Here is a 20341-nt window from a genome sequence, read left to right on the forward strand (position 1 = left end):
GGGCGTGTGCTGAGTCATCCTACCAACGCCAGCGAAGACCGAGTGTGGCGGACACGCTCTGCTGGCGGGTGTCGTCGAGCTGCGTGAGGTAGGCGAGCGTGGCGTACACGCTGGCATTCTTGTTGAAGCGTCCGGCCACGCCGATGCCGAACTGCGCGGCGGTACTGTTCGCGCTCGTCACGATCGGCGTGGTGCCGCCGAAAATTGCGCGCCCATCGTTGCCGAACGTATGCAGTAAATTGAACAGCAGATACGGTCTGAGCAGACCGCGCTCGCCGTCGTCGTTGGCTTCCAGACGGGCGCCGATTCGTGCCAGCCAGCTATTGGTGCTGTCGAACGACACCGTGGAGACGGCGTCGGTCAGGTCGTTTAGCGACTGATGCTGGTAGACGATCTGCGCCTGCGGCTCCAACGTCAACGCCGGACTCAGCCGGATCGGCCAGCCGGTCTCGAGCGACGCGGAGATCGCCTTGCCGTGCGTGCTCGTGTTCATTGCGCTGATCGGCCTGGACGCGTACTGCAGGGCGGAGCCGAGCACGACGGCGTCGACGTACGCCATGTTGGGCATCACGTGTGTCCAGTACAGCCCGACGCTGTACATGTCCAGCTCCAGCGATCCGGTGTGCGTGTCCATGGCGCCGAGGGCGCTGCCTTGCGTGTCGCCATACGCGCGCGTCCATCCGGCGAGGATCCCGAGATGGTCGTTATGTCCGCTGTCCGTGCGGCGCGACACAATGTCGTGACCGACCTGCACGCCGCCGATGTTGCCATCGAACTGGGGCGAGACGTCTCCCTTCGCGCGATACTGCTCCGTTTGCCCCCACACGCGCGCCCAACCGGCCGGCAGCCATCCGTTCTCCGCGAGCAGGCCCTGCTGGCCTTGACGCTCGTGGAATGTCCCCATCTGCGCAAACCCCGCCACCCGCGCGATTTCCGGCATGGCCGAGTAGACCGGAACCTCGACACGATAGATCGGCATCGGCGCTGAGCCTTCGGCAGCGGTCGGCGGGCTGCCCGCGGCACCCACCGGCGAGAGCACCGTACTGACGGTTGCCCCCGTGACCGGATCGACGTAGGTCACGGCTGTCGCAACGGGGACCGTCGAGCGGAGGAACCAGCTATCCGCCGAGCCCGGCGTCGTACCGCCCTTGTACAAGTAATAGGTATAAGCGCCCTGACTTACCGGTCCGCTCAGGGCGAATGCACCCGCGCTCGACGTGGCGCCGCCCACGGCGTTCACCATGGGAATGCCGTTGCCGGTCGTGAGTCCGCCCGCACCGCCCAGGTTGTTGACGGCAAGGGTCGTGCTGCCGCCGATGGCTCCACCGCTTACGGTCAGCGGCGCGACCTTCGAAGCATCGTCGCCCAGCACCGTATCGATGACCAGCCTGCCACCCTGGCCCGTGTAGTTGCCTGCCACGGTGAGCGTGCCATTGCCCGCACCGTCGCCGGGATGAACCGTGCCGGCGCTGCTCAGATTGCCGGTGAGGGTGCCGGTCCCCGCGAGCGTGGCGCCGGCCGCGACCTGCGACGTCGCCCCCCCGAGCGCGCTGTTCAGATTGAACACGCCGCTCTGGAACTGTGCCGAGGTGAAGTTGCCGCTCCCGGTCCACGTCCAGGTCTCGCCTTGCATGTTGAGCGTGCCGAAGTTGACGAAGGCATTGCCGGCGGTGCCGGTTCCTTGCAAATTGACCCGGCTCACCGCACTGGCGCCGCCATTCGCCGTGCCGATGATCTGCGAACCGGTTTGCAGCGTGAGCGTATTGGAGCGCGCGGCGGCGTTCATGGCGATGGCCGTGCCCGCGTCGCTCTCGATCAGTCCGGCGTTGGTGATGGAGATCGTGCCGTTGACCGTGCGCACCGCGAACCCCTGCCGGCTGATGATCTGGCCCCCGGTCTGGTTGACGATCGAGGAAGTGAAGCCCGAGGCCGTATTCGACACCACGGCGTCGCTGCTGATGCCCCGTGCTTCGATGTAGCCGCTGTTGGTGAAGTTGTTGTTGTTCCCCTGCATGAAGACAGTGAACGAGCGGTTCGATGCAGTGCCGCCCGTCGTGATGAGTGTGCCGCTGTTCGTTATCGTGCTTTGGCCGCCCACCACGCTGATGGCCCGGCCGCCGCCGCCGTGGGTCGTGATGGTACCGGTATTGACGAACGTGCTGTACAACCCGAGCCCCGAGGATTGCCCCCACGCGGCCGTCATGCCGAAAGCGTTCGGACCGTTGACGGTGATGGTGCCGTTGTTGGTGAGCGAGCCGTGGTTGCCGTTGATGGCCATGCCGTCGTTTTCGTAGCCCGATGTCGTGATGACGCCGGTCGCGGTGTTGACGAGCGTGTTGTCGTCGTGGGCGCCGAGCATGGCGGCGCCGCGTCCCGGCTGACTCTGATTTGTCCCGGTGATGCTCACGGTACCGGCGTTGGTGATGGTGCTCGACGAGTCGACGGTGATGGTGGCGACGTCGGCGCTCGTGCGCACCGAGGTGACCGCGGCCCCTGGCTGCACGTTGACCGTCACCCCGGTGCTTCCCGCCTGTGCGGCGACGATGCCGCCGGTGCCGGTGCACGTCACTGTTGTCCCGCTGGATGGCGCGACGTTGTCGCATGCGGCCCGTGCCTGCGCCATGAAGCAAAGCGAGAGGGCGAGGAGCAGCGGTTTGAGGGGCGAAGGGCACTGCGCAAATTCCGCAGCTTCGGCAGATGCAACGGCTCGAAACGAAGTCGTCATATCGCGCTCCTGAGGGTGGCGAATGCTTTAATTCATCTGGCGTATTTCGAGTGTGTTCAAATTAGGCGGCGAATCGACTTGATACAAATGTCGTCGTTGTATTTTCGATAGTTGTAATAAGTTGTTACCGATATCTCGACTTTCGAGGATTTTCCGATGTCATCGACGCTCCACAATTCGCTTCTATGGGTTTTCGACCCGTTCGAGCGCAATGCGACGTTTTTTCGCAAGCGGATGTTCGGCTCGGAGGCGGCGTATGTGAACGGTCGGCAATGCCTTGCGGTGATCGATCGCGATGCGCCGTGGGACGGCTTGCTGGTGTGCACGTCGCACGAACATCACGCGTCGCTCGTCGAGCAGATGCCGGCATTGCGCCCGCATCCCGTGCTCGGCAAATGGCTTTACATTCCGCAATCGGAAATCGAGTTCGAGGCCGTTGCCGCGCGAGTGGCGTCGTTGGTGCTCGCCGGCGATCCGCGGATTGGCATCGAACCCAAACCGCGGGAACCCCGCAAATCGCGCAAGACGGGGCAAGGCCGTGCAATGCCGCGCAGGCGCGCGGGCGAAAACGTTTGAATGCCCTTCGGCGGCTTCAGTCCGCGGCGATGTGCATCATCTCGTCCGCTTCGTCGTGCTTACCCGGTGTTTTCTTTTTCATGCGGATGAACAGCAGCAGCGGCATGACGGCAATCGTGAGGAAGAGCATCAGCCGGAAGTCGTCCAGATACGCGATCATCGCAGCCTGCCGCGTTACTTCGGCATTCAGGGCCGCCATGGCCGCCGTGCCGTACATCTGCACGTAACTCTCGATGCCCTGCGTGAATGGCGTGATTCGCTCGGAGAGCACCGCGTGATTGACCTGTGTGTTCTGTGTGAGAAGCGTCTGCACGACCGAAATGCCGATGCTGCTGCCGATATTGCGCGACAGGCTGTAAATCGCGGCGCCATCGGCACGGAATTGCCCCGGCAGGGTAGCGAAGGTGACTGTGGTCAGCGGCACGAACACGAAGCCCAGCCCGAAGCCCTGAATCACACCCGGCCAGACGATGTCCGACGGACTCAGCGTAAGCGAGTAGCCCGCCATCAGGTACAGGGAGTAGGCCGTCAGCGCGAATCCGAAGCCCAGCAGATACCGCACGTCGACCTTGCCCACGAGGCGTCCGACGACCAGCATGGCAGCCATCGTCCCGGCGCCCGAAGGCGCGGTCACCAGGCCGGTGAGAATGGCGGGATACCCGAACAGGCTTTGCAGCATGGGCGGGAGCAGCGCGCGCGTGGCATAGAGAATGATGCCGACCACGAAGATGTAAATGACGCCCGTGTTGAAGTTCCGGTCGCGCAACAGGGCCCGATTGAAGAAAGAATGCTCGCCCGCTGTCCACGTGTGAACGACGAAGTACGCGAAACATACGATGGCGCCGAGCATCTCCACCCAGATTTCCGTGGAACTGAGCCAGTCCTGTTGTTCGCCCCGGTCGAGCAAAAGCTGCAGCAGGCCGATGGCAAGCCCGAGCGTGACGAAGCCTAACGCATCGAACTTCCCCGCCTTTTGCTCCTGCGGCTCTTTCAGATAGGCCGCGATGCCGAGAAAGGCGATCAGGCCGATGGGCAGGTTGATGTAGAACACCCAGCGCCAGTTGTAGCTATCGGTGAGCCAGCCGCCGAGCGACGGTCCGAGAATCGGCCCCACCATCACGCCCATCCCGAACACGGCCATGGCCGAGCCGTGCCTGCTCGGCGGGTTGATGTCGAGCATGGTCGCTTGCGACAGCGGAACGAGGGCGGCACCGCATATGCCCTGAAACAGCCGTGCTGCCACGATTTCGGTGAGCGAGTGCGCCATGCCGCACAGCGCAGAGGCGATGGTGAAGCCCGCGACCGACCACAGGAAGACGCGGCGCCGTCCGAAGCGCGCGCAAAGTGTGCCGGTGAGCGGCGTGGCGATGGCCGCAGCCACGATATAGGACGTCAGCACCCAGGTAATCGAGTCCTGCGACGCGGACAGGCTGCCCTGCATGTGCGGCAGTGCGACGTTGGCGATGGTGCTGTCGAGTGTCTGCAACACCGTCGCGAGCATGACGGAGATGCTCACGAGCGCCCGATGTTGGCCGGGGTCGTCAGCTTTAGCGGGGGATGCCACGGTATTTCCTCTGGTAGATCGTCGTGCCCGACGTTGTCAGGCGGTGCGATGGCGTAACGCCTCGCCCGCACTTGTGTTCTGTTGATACGTTCGATCCGTTCGTTTCCTGCCGATTGTCGTTATTCCGGTTCGGTCTCCTGGGCGACGTCGCCCTCGGGCTTCGCGCAAGGGGGACTTTCGGCTTCGGCGCGGGTCAGATTCGTCAGCACCTTGCCGAGCAGACGCGAGAGTTCGGCACGCTCGGCCGGTGTCAGGTCGGCCAACGCTTCGCGCTCGGTCGCGTTCGCGAAGGCCACGATGGTGTCGATCTTGGCCTCGGACGCCTGCGTGAGATAGAGCAGATGGGCGCGTTTGTCGTGCGGGTCGCGCTCGCGCGTCACCAGCCCCTTTTCGCGCAGACGGTCGAGCAAGCGCACGAGCGCCATCGGCGTGAGCTCCATGCGCTCGGCAAGCTCGGCCTGTGTCTGTACGCCGTAGCGGTGCAGCATCACCAGCACGCGGCATTGCGCGCGTGTCAGATCGAAGTTGCCCCGGGCACGCCGGTCGAAGAGCCGCGAATGAACGCGGGCAACATCGTGGACCAGCGTGCCGAACCGGGATGACCAGTCGATTTTCGGCATGGCGTCGTTATGGCGTCGTTATGGCGGCCCGGGCACGACACGTCGTCATGCCGCGTTGACCGGCGATATTAGTAAACAGGTTTATCATTTTGCCAGAGTCAATCTTCGGACGGCAACTGTCGCAAATACGTGACAGCGGACCGCGGGAGGCGGACGACGAAAGGGCATTTCAGGCCGTTTCCGGGGGGCGCGCGGCGCCGGATGGGGCGCCACGCGGGTTCCGGGGAGGTTGGCACGACGAACGGACGGGGTGCGGGGCGGTACCCGGCATACTGTGAAAAACCTAACGAAAATAAGCACTTGACACTTCGCCCCGGCGGATCAAGAAAGGAATTGTGCGATGCACAGGCGGGAGCGCCCGTGTACGGCACCAGCCCTTTCATTGACCTTAAGGAGTGTCAATCATGTTTGACCTTGCACAAGCTTCGGACGTCCTCTCGATCACCTACGCCGACAGGCCGGCCGGTAACCTTCGCGCGGCGGCATCACCCGCTGCGGCCCGTGCGCCGGTCGCCGGTTTGCCGGATACCGCGGCGTTGCGCGAAGAACGTCTGCCTTTCGTCGTCACGATTGCAACCGACGAATCGTCGTTGCGCGACGCCGTCGCCATGCGTCAGGCCGCTTACGGGCGACACCTGCCCGAGCTTGCCGCCACACTGGGCGAGCCGGAAATCAGCGACCGCGAGCCGGGCGCCATCGTGCTCGTGGCGCGCGCGCGTCTGGACGGCGCCGTGCTCGGCACGATGCGTATTCAGACCAATCGCTTTCAGGCATTGCACCTGGAGGACTCCGCGCCGTTGCCGGAGTGGCTCGGCAGCGCCGCGCTTGCCGAAGCGACGCGTCTTGGCGTTGTCGCGGGACCCGTGGGCCGTGTCGTCAAGACGGCGCTTTTCAAGGCGTTCTATCAGTACTGCCTGCTTTCGGGCATCGACTGGATGGTGATCACCGCGCGCCCGCCGCTGCATCGACAGTACGAGGCGCTCATGTTTATCGACGTATTCCCGCTGCAGGATCTGATTCCGATGGCGCATGTGGGCGGCATCGGGCACCGGGTACTGGCCCTTGACGTGGCGCAGGCACGCACGCGCTGGCAAACGGCGGGGCATCCGTTGTTTGCCTACATGTGCCTGACACACCACCCCGATCTGCGCCTCGGAATGCCGGGTGAGCGCGAAGGCGGGGACGGTGGCCGCGACGCCGCGCCGGAGCCGGTCGAAGCCAATGTTGGCGCGCATTTGCGGGATTTATCTTTTGGTGCCGACGAGGTACGATGCGTAGCAGCAGGCTACAGCCTGGCGGTGTAATGCCGTTATGCGAATTAACGTTATCCCGTCGCATGTCATTCGGGTTTTCGACAGCGACGGCGCTAACGGGGAGTACGGGCGAGAGACACCTGACCGTGCCGGCCGCAACACCGGCCGCACGGGACAGGGCCGGCCCGGCCGGCAAGGCGAGCAGCCGCAGCGCGAACCTTGTCCGGGATTGCACACGGGGGCGACCAACGGATAAGGGCACAAGAGTCATATGGCGGGGGAACCCGGTAACGAGCGTGACGATCACGGCCGCAATACGAACGATTTCTCCGATGAGTTGAGCGAACTCACCGGCGCGCGTCGCCGTTGGCGCATCACAGCGAGACTCGACGAGCTTTTTCGAAGCATTTCCCTGTATGCCGTGCCCGCGGCGATCATGTTGCTCTCGGGCATCGTGCTGCTGTTTCAGGAAAGCCAGTACGCCGTGCGCGGTGCGACGCCGCTCAGTTTTCAGGCGCAAGGCGATTTACCCGCGACGTTCAGCCCGCCCATGGCGAAGGGCGCACTCGAGCGTGCGCCGTCTGTCCAGCAATTCAGCACTCATCTCTCCGAAGCGCCGGTGTGGTTCCGGGTCACGGTGCCGCCGGTCGGCGCTCAGGAACGCACCGTCATCGAGTTTCCTTCGCGCCACGCGAAGACGCTGGCCTGTTGGCGAAGCCCGGACAGCCCGGCGATCGGTCGTGCGGATCGCAGCGGCGTAACGGGGGCCGTGCGCATGTCGAAGGCCGGCTTCATGATCGATCTCGGCCATCTCGTCGAACCCGTGACGCTGCTTTGTCAGGCGACGTTCTCCGGCCCGGCGCATCTCTCGCTCGTGGCCTGGCCCGCGCCCGAGCTGCGCATTTCCGAGAAGGAATTTCACCGCAGCAACGGGTTGCTCGAAGGCGGCCTGTTGACGCTGTCGGCTTTCGTGCTGGTCACTGCCATCATCAACAAGGAATGGCTGTATGTGCTGTTCGCCGCGTGGCTGATCGGCAATCTGCGTCTCGCGGCGAACTCGATGGGGGCCGATACGCAATGGCTCGAACGGGCCATTCCGATGGACTGGGACGCCCTGGTGCGCAAGGCGACCTTCGCGGTCTATTACGTGCTGACGTACTCGCTGTTCACACAGTTGTTCAAGAAAGAGCTGCGCCTGATCGGGTTGCGGTGGATGGTGATGGTGCTGCAATGGGCCGGCGTCGTGCTGTGCTGCGCCGCCATTGCGTTGCCGTACGCTCACTTCATTCCCGTGCTTTGGGCCGTGGCGGCGCTGGGCATCGTGTTCGTACTGGTGTTGCTCGCGCGCATTCTGGTGCTGACGCGCTCGCGCGTGGCGGTCTGGTACAGCGCGTCGCTTGCCATCGTTCTGTTCGCCACGTTTTCCGAAGTGATTGCGGCCGCCTTCAACGCCCGCGCCTTGTCCTCGGCGCTCAATAGCGTGACGGCGGCGCTGTTCTCGAGCCTGATGGCCGCACTCGCCATCGCCGAGCAGATGCGCATGGAGCACAAGGGCAAGCTCGAAGCCCAGACCGAACTGCGCAATGCCTACGATGTCACGCCCGTGGGGCTGTTCACCCTGAACGATCAGGGCGTGTTCGTGCGGGGGAACGCCGCGCTGCACACCATGCTCGGCATTCCCCTGGGCATTCCCAATACGCAGGGCCGCACGTACCGCTGGGACCAGTACTTCGGGCAGAGCACGTGGCGCATGTTGCTCGACGTCGCCCAGCACAGTGACGAATCCGAACTCGAAATCCTCTCGCTGCCGCGCGACGACGGCCGGGTCAGCCGCTATCTGGTCAAGGCGATCTTCTCCGACGGCCGTATCGAAGGCTCCTTGCAGGACATCACGGAACGTGCGCGCACGATGGAGCAATTGCGCTATCTCGCGGAGAACGATCCGCTGACCGGGGTTTCGAACCGGCGCGGGATCGAGAAGTCGCTCGGCGAGGCCATCCGGACGCTATCGGAGACGCGCCCCGCGGCGCTCGCCTATCTGGATCTGGACCGCTTCAAGCTCGTCAACGATCTGTTCGGGCATGCCGCGGGCGACGAAGTGCTGCGTCAGGCGTGCGACCGCATGCGCGCCCGGTTGTCGGCGGAGCAGAGCGTCGGGCGCACCGGTGGCGACGAATTCATCGTGGTGTTTCGCGATGCGACCATCAAGGAGGCAGCGGCCGTGGCGCGCCGCCTGGTCGACGCCATTGCCGGCGAGCCGTATCAGATCGGCGATCGCGCGTTCCAGGTGCGTGCGTCGGCCGGGGTCATCGAACTCACGACGGACATGCGCGTGCCCGACGCGATTTCCTCGGCCGACCGCGCCTGCCGCGAAGCCAAGAAGAGCCGGCGCGAGCTGGTCGTCTACGAGCGCGGGGCGGCGGCATTTCGCGAGCGTCTGGCCGAACTGCGTCTGATCGATGCGCTCGACGCCGGCCTCGCGCCCAACACGCTGTTCCTCGAAATGCAGCCGATCATGGAGATGGCTGCGCCGGGCGATTCGCTGAACTTCGAAGTGCTGCTGCGCATGCGCGATTCCGACGGCAACATCGTGCCCGCGTCGCGCATCATCAGCGCGGCCGAAGAGAACGGCACCATCGGTATGATCGACAAATGGGTGCTCACGAACACCTTGACATGGATCGACGCACATCGCGACCAACTCGAGAAGACGCGTTTCGTTTGCGTGAACCTGTCGGGTGCGTCGCTCAACGACGAGCATTTCGTGCGGGACATCTTCGCCACGCTCGCCGCGCACGAGCGCGCTGTCGGATTGTTGTGCATCGAGATCACGGAAACGGTGGCGCTGCACGATCTGGACAACACGCGGCGCTTCGTGGATCGCATCCATCAACTGGGCGGGCGCATCGCGCTCGACGACTTCGGCGCGGGGTTCAGTTCGTTTTCCTATCTCAAGGATCTTGCAGTCGACGCGATCAAGATCGATGGCGCGTTCGTCAAGAGCATGGCGGCCCATCCGGCCAATCTCGCTATTGTCGAGGCTATCGTGGCGCTGGCGAAAAATCTTGGCATCCGGAGTGTGGCGGAGTGGGTGGAAGATGCCGCGACGCTCGAAGCGCTCTCCGAGCTTGGCGTCGACTATGTGCAGGGCTTTCTCATTGCACGCCCGCAAACGCCGGAAGCCATTCTCGCGGCTGACTCGGCAGCGAGTTTCGTACGCGATCCGCAACTTAGCGCGTTGCTCGTCGAGTTGGAAGCGTCCTTTTATCCGCGCGCGAGCGGCAGCACGGCGTTGCACTGATCGCCTCCGTTGCTCGCGGCCGTTTGCGAGGTACGCGAATGGCCGTGAGCGTTGCGCCGCGCGACGCATCAATCGCGGTTCGCGTTCAGCATTGTCTGTATTTCACGCAATGCTCTATTTCCGGGCGGATCTCCTGACACCGCCTGTTTTCCCATGCGTCACGGCCCGGAACCCGCATGAATAGCGGATTCCGGTGTCAAGCATCGCCTTCGTGGACTGCACGTGAAGGTAACTCAGCGTAAGATTTCCAACTGGAATAAATCTTGTCCCGCGCAAAGTCCGGATGGCAGAATTTGCGCATCGACGTGATGGAGCAACGTCTCCATGCGTCCGTGAGTCGTTCCGCCTGCTAGGGGGCAACGCGGCACATCATCGCTCACGGAAGCCTGGCATCGGACCGGCACGCGACTCGTAACGGGGTTAGGACCGCTCGTCCAAAAGACGACAGCGGCGCAACCAGAACACACCTAACCAAAACAACGACAATGCTTTCGACAATCCTCAAACTCGTCTACCGTCACAGCCACGCGGCGAAGTGGCGGCACAACGAACGTTTGTGGCCGCACGCGCGTATCGAGCGCGATGCGATGGGGGCCATCGAACGATTCACCTGGCGCGGCCGTCACGTGCCGCTCGCGCGCCGCGCCGAGCTGCAACGTCTGCGACGCCTGCCTTGCCATATCATCGCCAGCGGACCGTCGGTCGCCGAGATCGACTACGAAGCGCTGCCGATGCATCACGTCATGGGCGTGAACGGTGCCATCGCGCTCAGCGCCCATGCGCCCGTCAAGTTCGACTACTACTGCATTCTCGACGCCGGTTTCGTGCGTCAGCGCCCGGATCTGGCGCGTCGGATCGTGGCGCGCGATCTCGTGCTGTTCGTCACGCCGGTCGTGCTGGCGCGTTTGCTGGACATGTTCCCGGTGTCGGCGCTCGGGTGCCGCTTCTATCTCGTCGACGATATTTACAAACGTGGATTCGAAGCCGCACGCACGACCCGGATGCTGCGCGACGACGCGCAGATATCGGCCAGCGCCTCGTTTCTTGGCGACGACAGCGAGATCGGTTTCAGCTTCGATATCGACAACGGCTTCTTCCACGGCGGCACCGTGGCGTACTTCGCGTTGCAGGTTGCGACCTGGCTTGGGTTCACCGAGATGTACATGCACGGACTCGATTTGCGCGATGCGTCGCACACGCCGCGCTTCTACGAGACGATGCAAACCCGCGCACCCACCCGGCTGGATGCCGAGTTCGCCAATCTGATCGAGCCGTCATTCCGGCATGCCTCGCAAGTCTTGCGCCTGCGTGGCGTGCGTGTCGAAAACCTGTCGCCTGCGAGTGCGCTGGGCGAGGACATCTTCGGGAAGGTCGACTGGCGTTCGCTGCGCCGCCGGAATCTGAGTCTGGTCATGCCGGACGAGGCATTGCCGGTCGCGGCCGTGGGCAGTGTGGCAGTCGATGCCATGCCCACGTTGCGCCCCACCGGAACGCACGGGCACGCATAACCACGCATAACCATTGCCTGCGGTACGCCAGCCGCGCAAAAGTGCGTGCAGTAGGGCGGCCCTGGAGTGACCTACCTGCTACAATCGCTCTCCGGGTTTTCCTGATGCAATGAGCGATTATGGGGTTTGGCTGGTTCGGACTGTCGACGTTTTGGTTGCTGGCGTTGTGCTGGCCTGGCGTACGGGGTCTGCTTGGCGGTGAGATAAGAATCTTCGGCCCCGGCACGCTCCGTGTGCTGCTTGGCGTTCCGCTCACCATGGTGTCGAGCGCCACGTTGGCCGCGCTCACGGGCGGGGACAGCACTACGGCCGGCGGCAGTGTCGGTCAGACCCTTTCGCACGGCCTGCACGTCGCGCTGGGCGGCACGCTCGCAATGGGCGTCACCGGCTTCATTCTCCTTTTTTCCCTTCCGCTAGTCTTTGGCACCACGTGGTGGGGCATGTTCTCGCGCGGCACAGCCCCCGGCAAGGAGGACGATGCGCCGTCGTTCGGGCCGCGCGAGTCGCGCGAGTCGCATTTCCACGGCGGCATTCACGAACCGGTGCGCGGGCTGTCGCAGATGTCGTTCGACACAGCCGAACGAAGTGAGCGCGGTGAACGGGGCGGCTACCTACCGACGCTTGGTCAGGGGCACCACAACGTGGGCAGCCTGGCGGAAGCGCCGGTGCCCCGTCGTCGCGGACTGGCCGCGCAGCCACGCTGGAAGTTAACCGACGAAGAGCGTGCGCGACTTGACGCGATGCAGCCGCCGCCATTGTCTGCCCGTGGGGGGCGCCGCGCCGAGCCGTCGTTCGGCAGCACGGGCACGCGTGCGGTCCTGCCTCGCCACGCCTACGGCGCCGGGGCGGCGCGGGGCGAGGCGCTACGGATGACCGAATTCGTGCGCGCGGAACCGGGACTGCCGCCGCGAGCGCCGAGAGTGCCGCCGACGGCATCGCCATCCGCGACCTCTTCGACATCGTCCCCGATGGCGTCCGCCGCGACAACCCGGCTGGCGACACCCCGGCCGATGGCGTCGGCATCGGGCGTTTCGCCGTCGGCGCTATCGAGTGCCTCCGGCGTGGCGGCTTCGTCGCCGGACGCGCTGCATTCGACGTCCATTCCGGGGACTACGGGATACCGGCGTCCAGTCGGCACGGCTCCGGCGCACTTGCGCGGTACCGTTGTGCATAGCCCGTTTCGCAAGCCCCAGTTGGGTTTGGAGGACGTGCCGCCGCGAGGCGCGCCGCCGATGGCGGCGCGTCCGCAAACGTCCTCAAGCCAGACGACGCTTTCGCGCTCCGATGCGTCGATGACGCCGTCAGCCCCTACGGCGAATCCGCCGTTCGCGTCGCCTTCTGCGTCGCCTTCTGTGTCACGACCCGCGGCAGGCTCCGTCATGCGAGGCGCCGCGTCGTGGTCGGCGGGGGACGTTGCGACACCGCTGTCGTCCGACATCTCCGAATTTTCCCCCGTCGGCTGGTCCGTCAACGACGTGGAGACTCCGTCTGCGGAACCCGTACCCGAAGGTCCGACGCCGGAGATGCGCGCGCAACAGGAAGCGGCGCGCGCGGCGGAACAGGCCCGCGTCGAGGCAATGGCCGCACTGCGCAACGAAGCAGAGGCTTTGCTTCGCGATCTGCGACAGTGGAGTCGTGCCGACGCAGGGGAGGGCGCTGACGTGGCGTCGGCGGAGCCGCCGGCTGGCGAGACCGAGCGTCCGATGCCGGTCGGGAACGATATAGGGAAGGAAGCAGGGAAGGAAGCAGGGAAGGAGTCGGGGACGGAAGCCGATGTCGCGGCGAGCGGTCCTGAGGAAGTTCCCTCGCTCGACGCTGCGTCGCCGATAGCGCCGGGCGCATCGGCAGCACCGCTTGCGGCGTCGGAAGTACTCAATCTTCCACCGACGGTTTTGCTGCCGAAGGCGGCGGTGACGCCGTCCGGGGCGTCGATGTCGACGCCGCCGCGTGCGTTCGTTTTCGCCGATGTGCTCGCGAGCGTCGAAGCTTACGACGCGTCGCCCGTCGAGCCCGACGCCGACGTGAAGGCCGACGTGAAGGCCGACGCACCGGCCACGGCTTCCGCCCCGGCCCCGATGCAGGCATTGGCGGCGGCGGTTGCGGAGGCGTCGTTCGAGGCCGCCGACGAACCGCCGCCGTTCGATGCTTCGGAAGCCTCCGAAGCCTCCAAGGCCTTGGAGACCTCGGACACCTCCGTCATCGATGACGACATCGAACCGTCGTCAAAACCGCATTACGTATTGCGTGCGGATGGCACCTGGGCGCGGGCCGACGAGATACTGCCGACGTCCGGGCCCATCGAGACGCCGGGCCTGCCCACAACGCCGGTGTCGGCCGCTGCGCCCGCTGCTGCAACGGTGCCTGCGATTCCGTCGTTCACCGCGGCTTCGGCTTCGGCCACTGCCCCAACCGCATCCTTCGGGGAACCCCCGGCGCCAGCCCCGGCAAGTTTTTCGCCCGATACGCCGTACGAACTGCCGCCGCCGCGCGTGGCCGTCGACTACGATTTGCCCGCGCTGGATTTGTTGTCGCCGGCGATGTCGCAGGACATCGCCAACGTCGTCTCCGACGAAGCGCTCGCCGCCGTGAGTCAACTGATCGAGCAGCGTCTGGCCGAGTTCAAGGTGCCGGTAACGGTCGTCGGCGCATCGGCGGGTCCTGTGATCACGCGCTTCGAAGTCGAGCCGGCCGTCGGGGTACGCGGTGCGCAGGTCGTCGGTCTGATGAAGGATCTGGCGCGCGCGTTGGGCGTGACGTCGATTCGCGTCGTCGAGACGATTCCCGGCAAGACCTGCATGGGGCTCGAACTGCCGAACGCGCAGCGCCAGATGATTCGTCTGTCCGAGATTCTCACGGCACCGGTATTCGATTCGCATCGTTCGCGTCTTGCGCTGGCGATGGGCAAGGACATTACCGGCGAGCCGGTCGTGGCCGATCTGGCACGTGCCCCGCACCTGCTGGTTGCCGGTACGACCGGTTCCGGCAAGTCGGTTGCCGTCAACGCCATGATCCTGTCGTTGCTGTACAAGGCGACGCCGGACGACGTGCGTCTCATCATGATCGACCCGAAGATGCTGGAGCTATCGGTCTACGGCGGTATTCCGCATTTGCTCGCGCCGGTTGTCACCGATATGAAGCAAGCCGCGCATGCCCTGAACTGGTGCGTGGGCGAGATGGAAAAGCGCTATCGCCTGATGTCTGCGCTCGGCGTACGTAATCTGGCCGGCTACAACGAGAAAATCGATGCGGCGCGTGCCGCTGGCGACAAGGTAAGCAACCCATTCTCGCTCACGCCGGACGCCCCGGAACCGCTGGATCGCCTGCCGTTCATCGTGGTCGTCATCGACGAACTGGCCGATCTGATGATGGTCGCAGGCAAGAAGATCGAGGAATTGATCGCACGCCTGGCGCAAAAGGCGCGCGCGGCCGGTATTCACCTGATTCTGGCAACGCAGCGGCCGTCGGTGGACGTCATTACGGGACTCATCAAGGCGAACATTCCGACGCGCGTCGCTTTCCAGGTATCGTCCAAGATCGATTCGCGCACGATTCTCGACCAGATGGGCGCGGAGTCGCTGCTCGGGCAGGGCGACATGCTGTTCCTGCCGCCGGGCACCGGGTATCCGCAACGGGTCCACGGCGCGTTCGTGGCGGACGACGAGGTGCATCGTGTCGTTGAGCATTGGCAGCAGTATGGCGAGCCGGATTACGACGAATCCATCCTCGCGGGCGACCCGGCGGATGCCGCTGCGGCGGATCTGTTCGGCGATGCGGCCGGGGACGCCGAAGCCGATCCGTTGTACGACGAGGCTGCCGCGTTCGTGCTGAATTCGCGACGCGCGTCGATTTCCGCCGTGCAACGGCAATTGCGCATCGGTTACAACCGTGCGGCACGCCTCATCGAGCAAATGGAGGCCGCGGGACTCGTCACACCGATGGGACGAAACGGCACCCGCGAAGTCGTCGCGCCGGGCGAGTAACCGTCCCTGTTGTGCGCCCCGCCCGCGGACGAATAATCGCCTTCGCTTACAACTCCCTTACGACCCGTCACCCGAGTCGAACTCTTTGGCACTCCGTGCTGTTCTCCGGACACGCGCCGTACATGGGCGCGTGCCGCCAAACCGCCTGAAAACCCGCATCGAATGGTGCTAACGGGGCGCAAACCCGCGTCCCCGTAGGGGTATTCCCGCCTTTGCGGGCGAAACTCAGCGATCACATAATCGGCGCGCTAGGTTGGTCGTTCGACGCGTGCTTGACGGTATCGCCCCGATACGAATTACAAGGACCGGGGCGGTGTGAAGGGGAGGCAAGAACCCGTGATTCGCGCGTCCACGGCAGGGCCTGCGACACCAAGGAAATCGCAGCAAAAAAGCGTCATATCGAAACGCATCGCACCGAAGGAGACCCTTATGCAATTCCGATTCAAGCTTATGGCCGGCGCTGTCGCGTTCGCCCTGTCCGCCTCGATGGCCGTCGCTGCCGATCCGATCAAGATCGGCGTGTCGGGGCCGTTCACCGGCGGCTCGTCGTCGATGGGCGTGTCCATGCGTGACGGCGTGCGTCTGGCCGCTGCGGAGATCAACAAGTCGGGCGGCGTGCTGGGACGTCAGATCGTGCTGGTCGAGCGCGACGAGGAAGCCAAGAACGAGCGCGGCGTGCAGGTCGCACAGGAACTGATCAACAAGGAAAAGGTGGTTGCAACCGTCGGTTACATCAATACCGGTGTGGCACTTGCTTCGCAGCGTTTCTATCAGGATGCCAAAATTCCGGTGTTCAACAACGTGGCGACGGGCACGGTCATTACCGAGCAGTTCAAGCCGCCTCAGTACCCGGACAACTACGTGTTCCGCAACTCGGCCAAGGACAGCATTCAGGCGCCGATGATCGTGGAAGAAGCCATCACGCGCCGCGGTTTCAAGAAGCCCGCAATTCTTGCCGACTCGACCAACTACGGCCAGCTCGGGCGTGAGGATCTGGAAAAGGCGCTCAAAGCCAAGGGCATTACGCCCGTGGCGGTCGAGAAGTTCAACATCAAGGACGTCGACATGACGGCCCAGTTGCTCAAGGCCAAGCAGGCCGGCGCCGACGTGATCCTGACGTACGGCATCGGTCCGGAGCTTGCCCAGATCGCCAACGGCATGGGCAAGCTCGGCTGGAAGCTGCCGATCGTGGGCAGCTGGACGCTTGCGATGGCGAACTACATCGACAACTCGGGAGCGAACGGCGAAGGCGCGCGCATGCCGCAGACGTTCATTCAGGAACCGAACACGCCCAAGCGCAAGGCATTCATCGACGGCTACCTTGCCATGTTCAAGCCGAAGAACAACCGCATCGACTCGGCGGTTTCGGCAGCGCAAGGCTACGACTCGATCTACCTGCTGGCCGCAGCCATCAAGCAGGCAGGCAGCACCGAAGGCCCGAAGGTGCGCGCAGCCCTGGAAGACCTGAAGACGCCGGTCGAAGGTGTGGTCACGACCTACGATCATCCGTTCACGCATGACGACCACGATGCCATCACGGCGAACATTCCGGTGTTCGGCGAAGTCAAGGGCGGCCGTGTTGTGTACGCCTACGACGCCGACCTGAAGGCAGGCAGCAAGGTTCGCGAGAAGGCCGCTTCGACGGCTTCGAAGTAAGCCCCGTCGCCTCCCGGCGCTGCGTCGCGCAGGTCGCTTCATCGCCTGTTGCGCAGCTCGCTTCGTAGGCCACATTGCAGCCATGACGGATGAACGACGGCGCGCATCGCCTTCGCCCCGGTGTCCCGCCCGCGGGGCGCGAGGGCGAGGCACGCGCGCTGTCTTCTCCCCATCGTTGCTCACTGCCGTCCTATGGACCCGGCGTGTGGCACATGCATCGAATGCCCGCCGAGCATTGCTCGCCGGCTCGTAAGCTCGCATCCGCGAGAGAGGAACGCATGACCATCCTGATTCAACTCGTCTACAGCGGTATCGCGCTGGGGATGATCTACGCCGTGATCGCCTTCGGTTACCAACTGACGTTTGCGACATCCGGCACCCTGAACTTTGGGCAGGGCGAGGCGCTCATGCTCGGCGCCTTGGTCGGCCTGACCCTGGTCGACACCCTGGGCCTCAATTACTGGCTGATGATTCCCATCGTCTGTCTGTTCGGCCTCGTGCAGGGCGCGTTCGTCGAGCGTATCGGCGTGAAACCCGCGTTACGCATCAAGTCGGAGTTCGGCTGGATCATGTCCACCATTGCGCTGGGCATCATCTTCAAGAACGTCGCGGAAAACCTGTGGGGCCGCGACGATCTCAAATTCCCGTCGCCGCTGCCCGAGTCGCCCATCAAACTGATGGGGGCGAATGTGCTGCCGATGGAACTGCTCGTCGTCGTGGGCGCGCTGCTCATGATGGCGGCCGTGGAGTTCTTCAACCGTCGCTCGATCTACGGCAAGGCCGTGGTGGCGACGGCGAACGACCGCGACGCCGCGGGACTCATGGGCATCAACACCAGCCTGGTGATCACGTTCTCGTACGCGCTGTCGTCGATGGCCGCGGCGTTCGCCGGCGTGCTCGTCGCACCGCTCACGCTGACCGGCGCCACGATGGGCGCGGTGCTTGGACTGAAAGCCTTCGCGGTGGCGATCATCGGCGGCCTGTCCAGCGGCATGGGCGTGCTCGTGGGCGGCGTGATCCTCGGTGTGGCGGAGACCACCACCGCGTTCTACATTTCGACCGGCTACAAAGACGTGCCGGGTCTCGTGCTGCTGCTGCTCGTGCTGGCCGTGAAGCCGGCAGGCCTGTTCGGCAAGACCGCCATCAAGAAGGTGTAACCATGACCGCACAGACCTCCACCGCACGCGGGGCCGGCGATCTCGGCGGCATGCGCGTGACGACCAAACTTGCCGCCGTCCTCGGCATCGTCGCGCTGTTCGGCTTCCCGCTGGCCGTCGGCAATCCGTATTACATCCACATGATCGAGACGATCATGATCTACGCGATTCTGCTCTTCGGACTGGACATCGTCGTGGGTTACACGGGGCAGGTGTCGCTCGGCCACGCCGGGCTGTTCGGCATCGGCGCCTATGTGGCGGGCGTGTTCTTCGCCAAATTCGGTTTCACGCTCTGGCTGGCGCTGCCGGCGGCGATTCTCGTCACGGCGGCATTCGGCGCGGTGCTGGCGTTGCCGGCCCTGCGCGTGATCGGCCCGTACCTGGCGATGGTGACGCTGGCGTTCGGCACCATCATCCAGATTCTCATCAACGAGATGGACTTCCTGACATCCGGGCCGATGGGCATCAAGCTCACGAAGCCGGTGATCGGCGGGCATCCCATCGATGAAGTCGAGTACTACTGGATCGTGGCCGTACTGCTCTTGCTGAGCATGCTCGTCGCCCACCGTATCCTGAAGTCGCACCTCGGCCGTGCATTCGAGGCGCTGCGCGATTCTCCGGTGGCGTCGGACTGTATGGGCGTATCGGTGTACCGCTACAAGGTGTACGCGTTCGTCATCAGTGCCGGGTTCGCCGGTCTGGCCGGTAGTCTCTACGCATACTCGGAGCAGTACATTTCGCCGAACACGTACAACTTCGAGCTCACGATCCTGTTCCTGCTGGCCGTCATCATGGGCGGGCGAAAGACGCGCAGCGGCTCGCTGCTGGGCGCGGCGATCATCGTGCTGTTGCCGCAGTTGCTCGACGACATCAACGTCTTCCGTGTCGTGGCGTCGCTCATCGCCGCCGTCACGACGATTGCGGCGGCGATCGCCGTCGCGCGTGCACGGACCACGCTGGCGAAGGCGGCGGTGCCGGTCGCCGGTACGATCGCGCTGGCTGGTGTGACATGGTGGCGCGAGAGCATTACGGACTGGCGTCTGACGATCTTCGGTCTGATGATCCTGTTTGTCGTGTACTACCTGCCGGACGGCATCATCGGCTTCCTGCGCTCGCGCATTCTGCATCGCCGCCGTACGCTGACCGTCTCGGCCACGCAAGTGGACGAGTCGGCCGCGGGCGACGGCGACCCGGTGCTCGCCGCCGCGGCCAACGGGCCGGACGAGCTGCTCAAGGTGCGCCAGTTGCTCATGCAATTCGACGGGCTCAAGGCGCTCAATCAGGTGGACCTGACGGTCAGGCGCGGCACGATTCACGGCCTCATCGGCCCGAACGGCTCGGGCAAGAGCACGATGATGAACGTGCTCACAGGCATCTACGTGCCGACGGCGGGCAGCATCGAGTTCGCTGGCGAATCGCTGGCCGGACGCACGTCCTCCGATATCGCGCTCTCGGGCGTGGCGCGCACCTTCCAGAACGTGCAGCTCTTCGGTGAGATGACGGCGCTCGAAAACGTGCTGGTCGGTCTGCACCACACGTTCAATTCGACGCTCCTGGATGTCTCGCTGCGCTTGCCGCGATACAAGCGCGAGGAAGACGGCGCCCGTGCCCGCGCGATGCGTCTGCTGGAGTTCGTGGGGCTGGCGTCGCTGGCCGACGAGGAAGCCCGCAATTTGCCGTACGGCAAGCAGCGGCTGCTCGAAATCGCCCGTGCGCTGGCACTCGATCCGCGTCTGCTGTTGCTCGACGAACCGGCTGCCGGCCTGACCGCGCCCGACATTCGCGAGTTGCTCGCCATCATCCGCAAGATTCGCGACCACGGCATCACGGTGATTCTGATCGAGCACCACATGGACGTGGTGATGAGCACTTGTCAGACGGTCTCGGTGCTGGACTTCGGCCAGAAGATCGCCGAAGGCCTGCCGGCACAGATTCAGGCCGACGAAAAGGTGATCGAAGCGTATCTGGGTGGCGCAACGACCACACACTGACAGACACAGG

11 protein-coding genes are annotated in these 20341 nt (G+C 64.4%); 8 read left to right on the top strand and 3 right to left on the bottom strand.

Going from position 1 to position 20341, the window contains the following annotated elements:
- Window positions 1-19: 19 nt before the first annotated feature.
- The gene (locus tag AB870_RS10525; RefSeq protein ID WP_053059662.1) at window positions 20-2725 is read right to left on the bottom strand and encodes an autotransporter family protein; all 2706 of its coding nucleotides are present in this window, start codon (window positions 2723-2725) and stop codon (window positions 20-22) included.
- A gap of 156 nt (window positions 2726-2881) precedes the next feature.
- On the opposite strand from AB870_RS10525, the gene AB870_RS10530 reads away from it, so the two are divergent.
- Window positions 2882-3301 carry a hypothetical protein gene (locus tag AB870_RS10530; RefSeq protein ID WP_047907959.1) on the top strand — a complete coding sequence of 140 codons (420 nt, stop codon included), beginning with the start codon at window positions 2882-2884 and terminating at the stop codon, window positions 3299-3301.
- 16 nt (window positions 3302-3317) lie between these two features.
- On the opposite strand, the gene AB870_RS10535 is transcribed toward AB870_RS10530, so the two are convergent.
- Both AB870_RS10535 and AB870_RS10540 read right to left on the bottom strand, forming a co-directional pair.
- Window positions 3318-4802, bottom strand: a complete 1485-nt coding sequence (locus AB870_RS10535) for an MDR family MFS transporter (RefSeq protein ID WP_047907960.1) — start codon at window positions 4800-4802, stop codon at window positions 3318-3320.
- A 182-nt stretch (window positions 4803-4984) separates the two neighbouring features.
- On the bottom strand, window positions 4985-5485 hold the full coding sequence (locus AB870_RS10540; protein ID WP_053059664.1) for a MarR family winged helix-turn-helix transcriptional regulator: 501 nt from the start codon (window positions 5483-5485) through the stop codon (window positions 4985-4987).
- 404 nt (window positions 5486-5889) lie between these two features.
- Here AB870_RS10540 and AB870_RS10545 point away from each other — a divergent pair, with 404 nt between their 5' ends.
- The 7 genes from AB870_RS10545 (at window position 5890) to AB870_RS10575 (ending at window position 20331) form a co-directional block, all read left to right on the top strand.
- Window positions 5890-6789 carry a hypothetical protein gene (locus AB870_RS10545; RefSeq protein ID WP_053059665.1) on the top strand — a complete coding sequence of 300 codons (900 nt, stop codon included), beginning with the start codon at window positions 5890-5892 and terminating at the stop codon, window positions 6787-6789.
- A gap of 220 nt (window positions 6790-7009) precedes the next feature.
- Window positions 7010-10039 (top strand): putative bifunctional diguanylate cyclase/phosphodiesterase, encoded by a 3030-nt coding sequence (locus AB870_RS10550; protein WP_053059666.1) that lies wholly within the window; start codon window positions 7010-7012, stop codon window positions 10037-10039.
- A gap of 485 nt (window positions 10040-10524) precedes the next feature.
- Entirely contained in the window at window positions 10525-11547 is a 1023-nt protein-coding gene (locus AB870_RS10555; RefSeq protein ID WP_053059667.1) for a hypothetical protein, read from the top strand.
- Window positions 11548-11666: 119 nt separating this feature from the next.
- The gene (locus tag AB870_RS10560; RefSeq protein WP_047907961.1) at window positions 11667-15527 is read left to right on the top strand and encodes an FtsK/SpoIIIE family DNA translocase; all 3861 of its coding nucleotides are present in this window, start codon (window positions 11667-11669) and stop codon (window positions 15525-15527) included.
- Window positions 15528-15956: 429 nt separating this feature from the next.
- Window positions 15957-17183 (top strand): ABC transporter substrate-binding protein, encoded by a 1227-nt coding sequence (locus AB870_RS10565; RefSeq protein ID WP_047907962.1) that lies wholly within the window; start codon window positions 15957-15959, stop codon window positions 17181-17183.
- A 278-nt stretch (window positions 17184-17461) separates the two neighbouring features.
- On the top strand, window positions 17462-18340 hold the full coding sequence (locus tag AB870_RS10570; protein WP_047909070.1) for a branched-chain amino acid ABC transporter permease: 879 nt from the start codon (window positions 17462-17464) through the stop codon (window positions 18338-18340).
- Window positions 18341-18390: 50 nt separating this feature from the next.
- Window positions 18391-20331, top strand: a complete 1941-nt coding sequence (locus tag AB870_RS10575) for a branched-chain amino acid ABC transporter ATP-binding protein/permease (RefSeq protein ID WP_047909071.1) — start codon at window positions 18391-18393, stop codon at window positions 20329-20331.
- The last annotated feature ends 10 nt before the right edge of the window (window positions 20332-20341 follow it).

The organism is Pandoraea faecigallinarum (assembly GCF_001029105.3).
Lineage (GTDB): Bacteria > Pseudomonadota > Gammaproteobacteria > Burkholderiales > Burkholderiaceae > Pandoraea > Pandoraea faecigallinarum.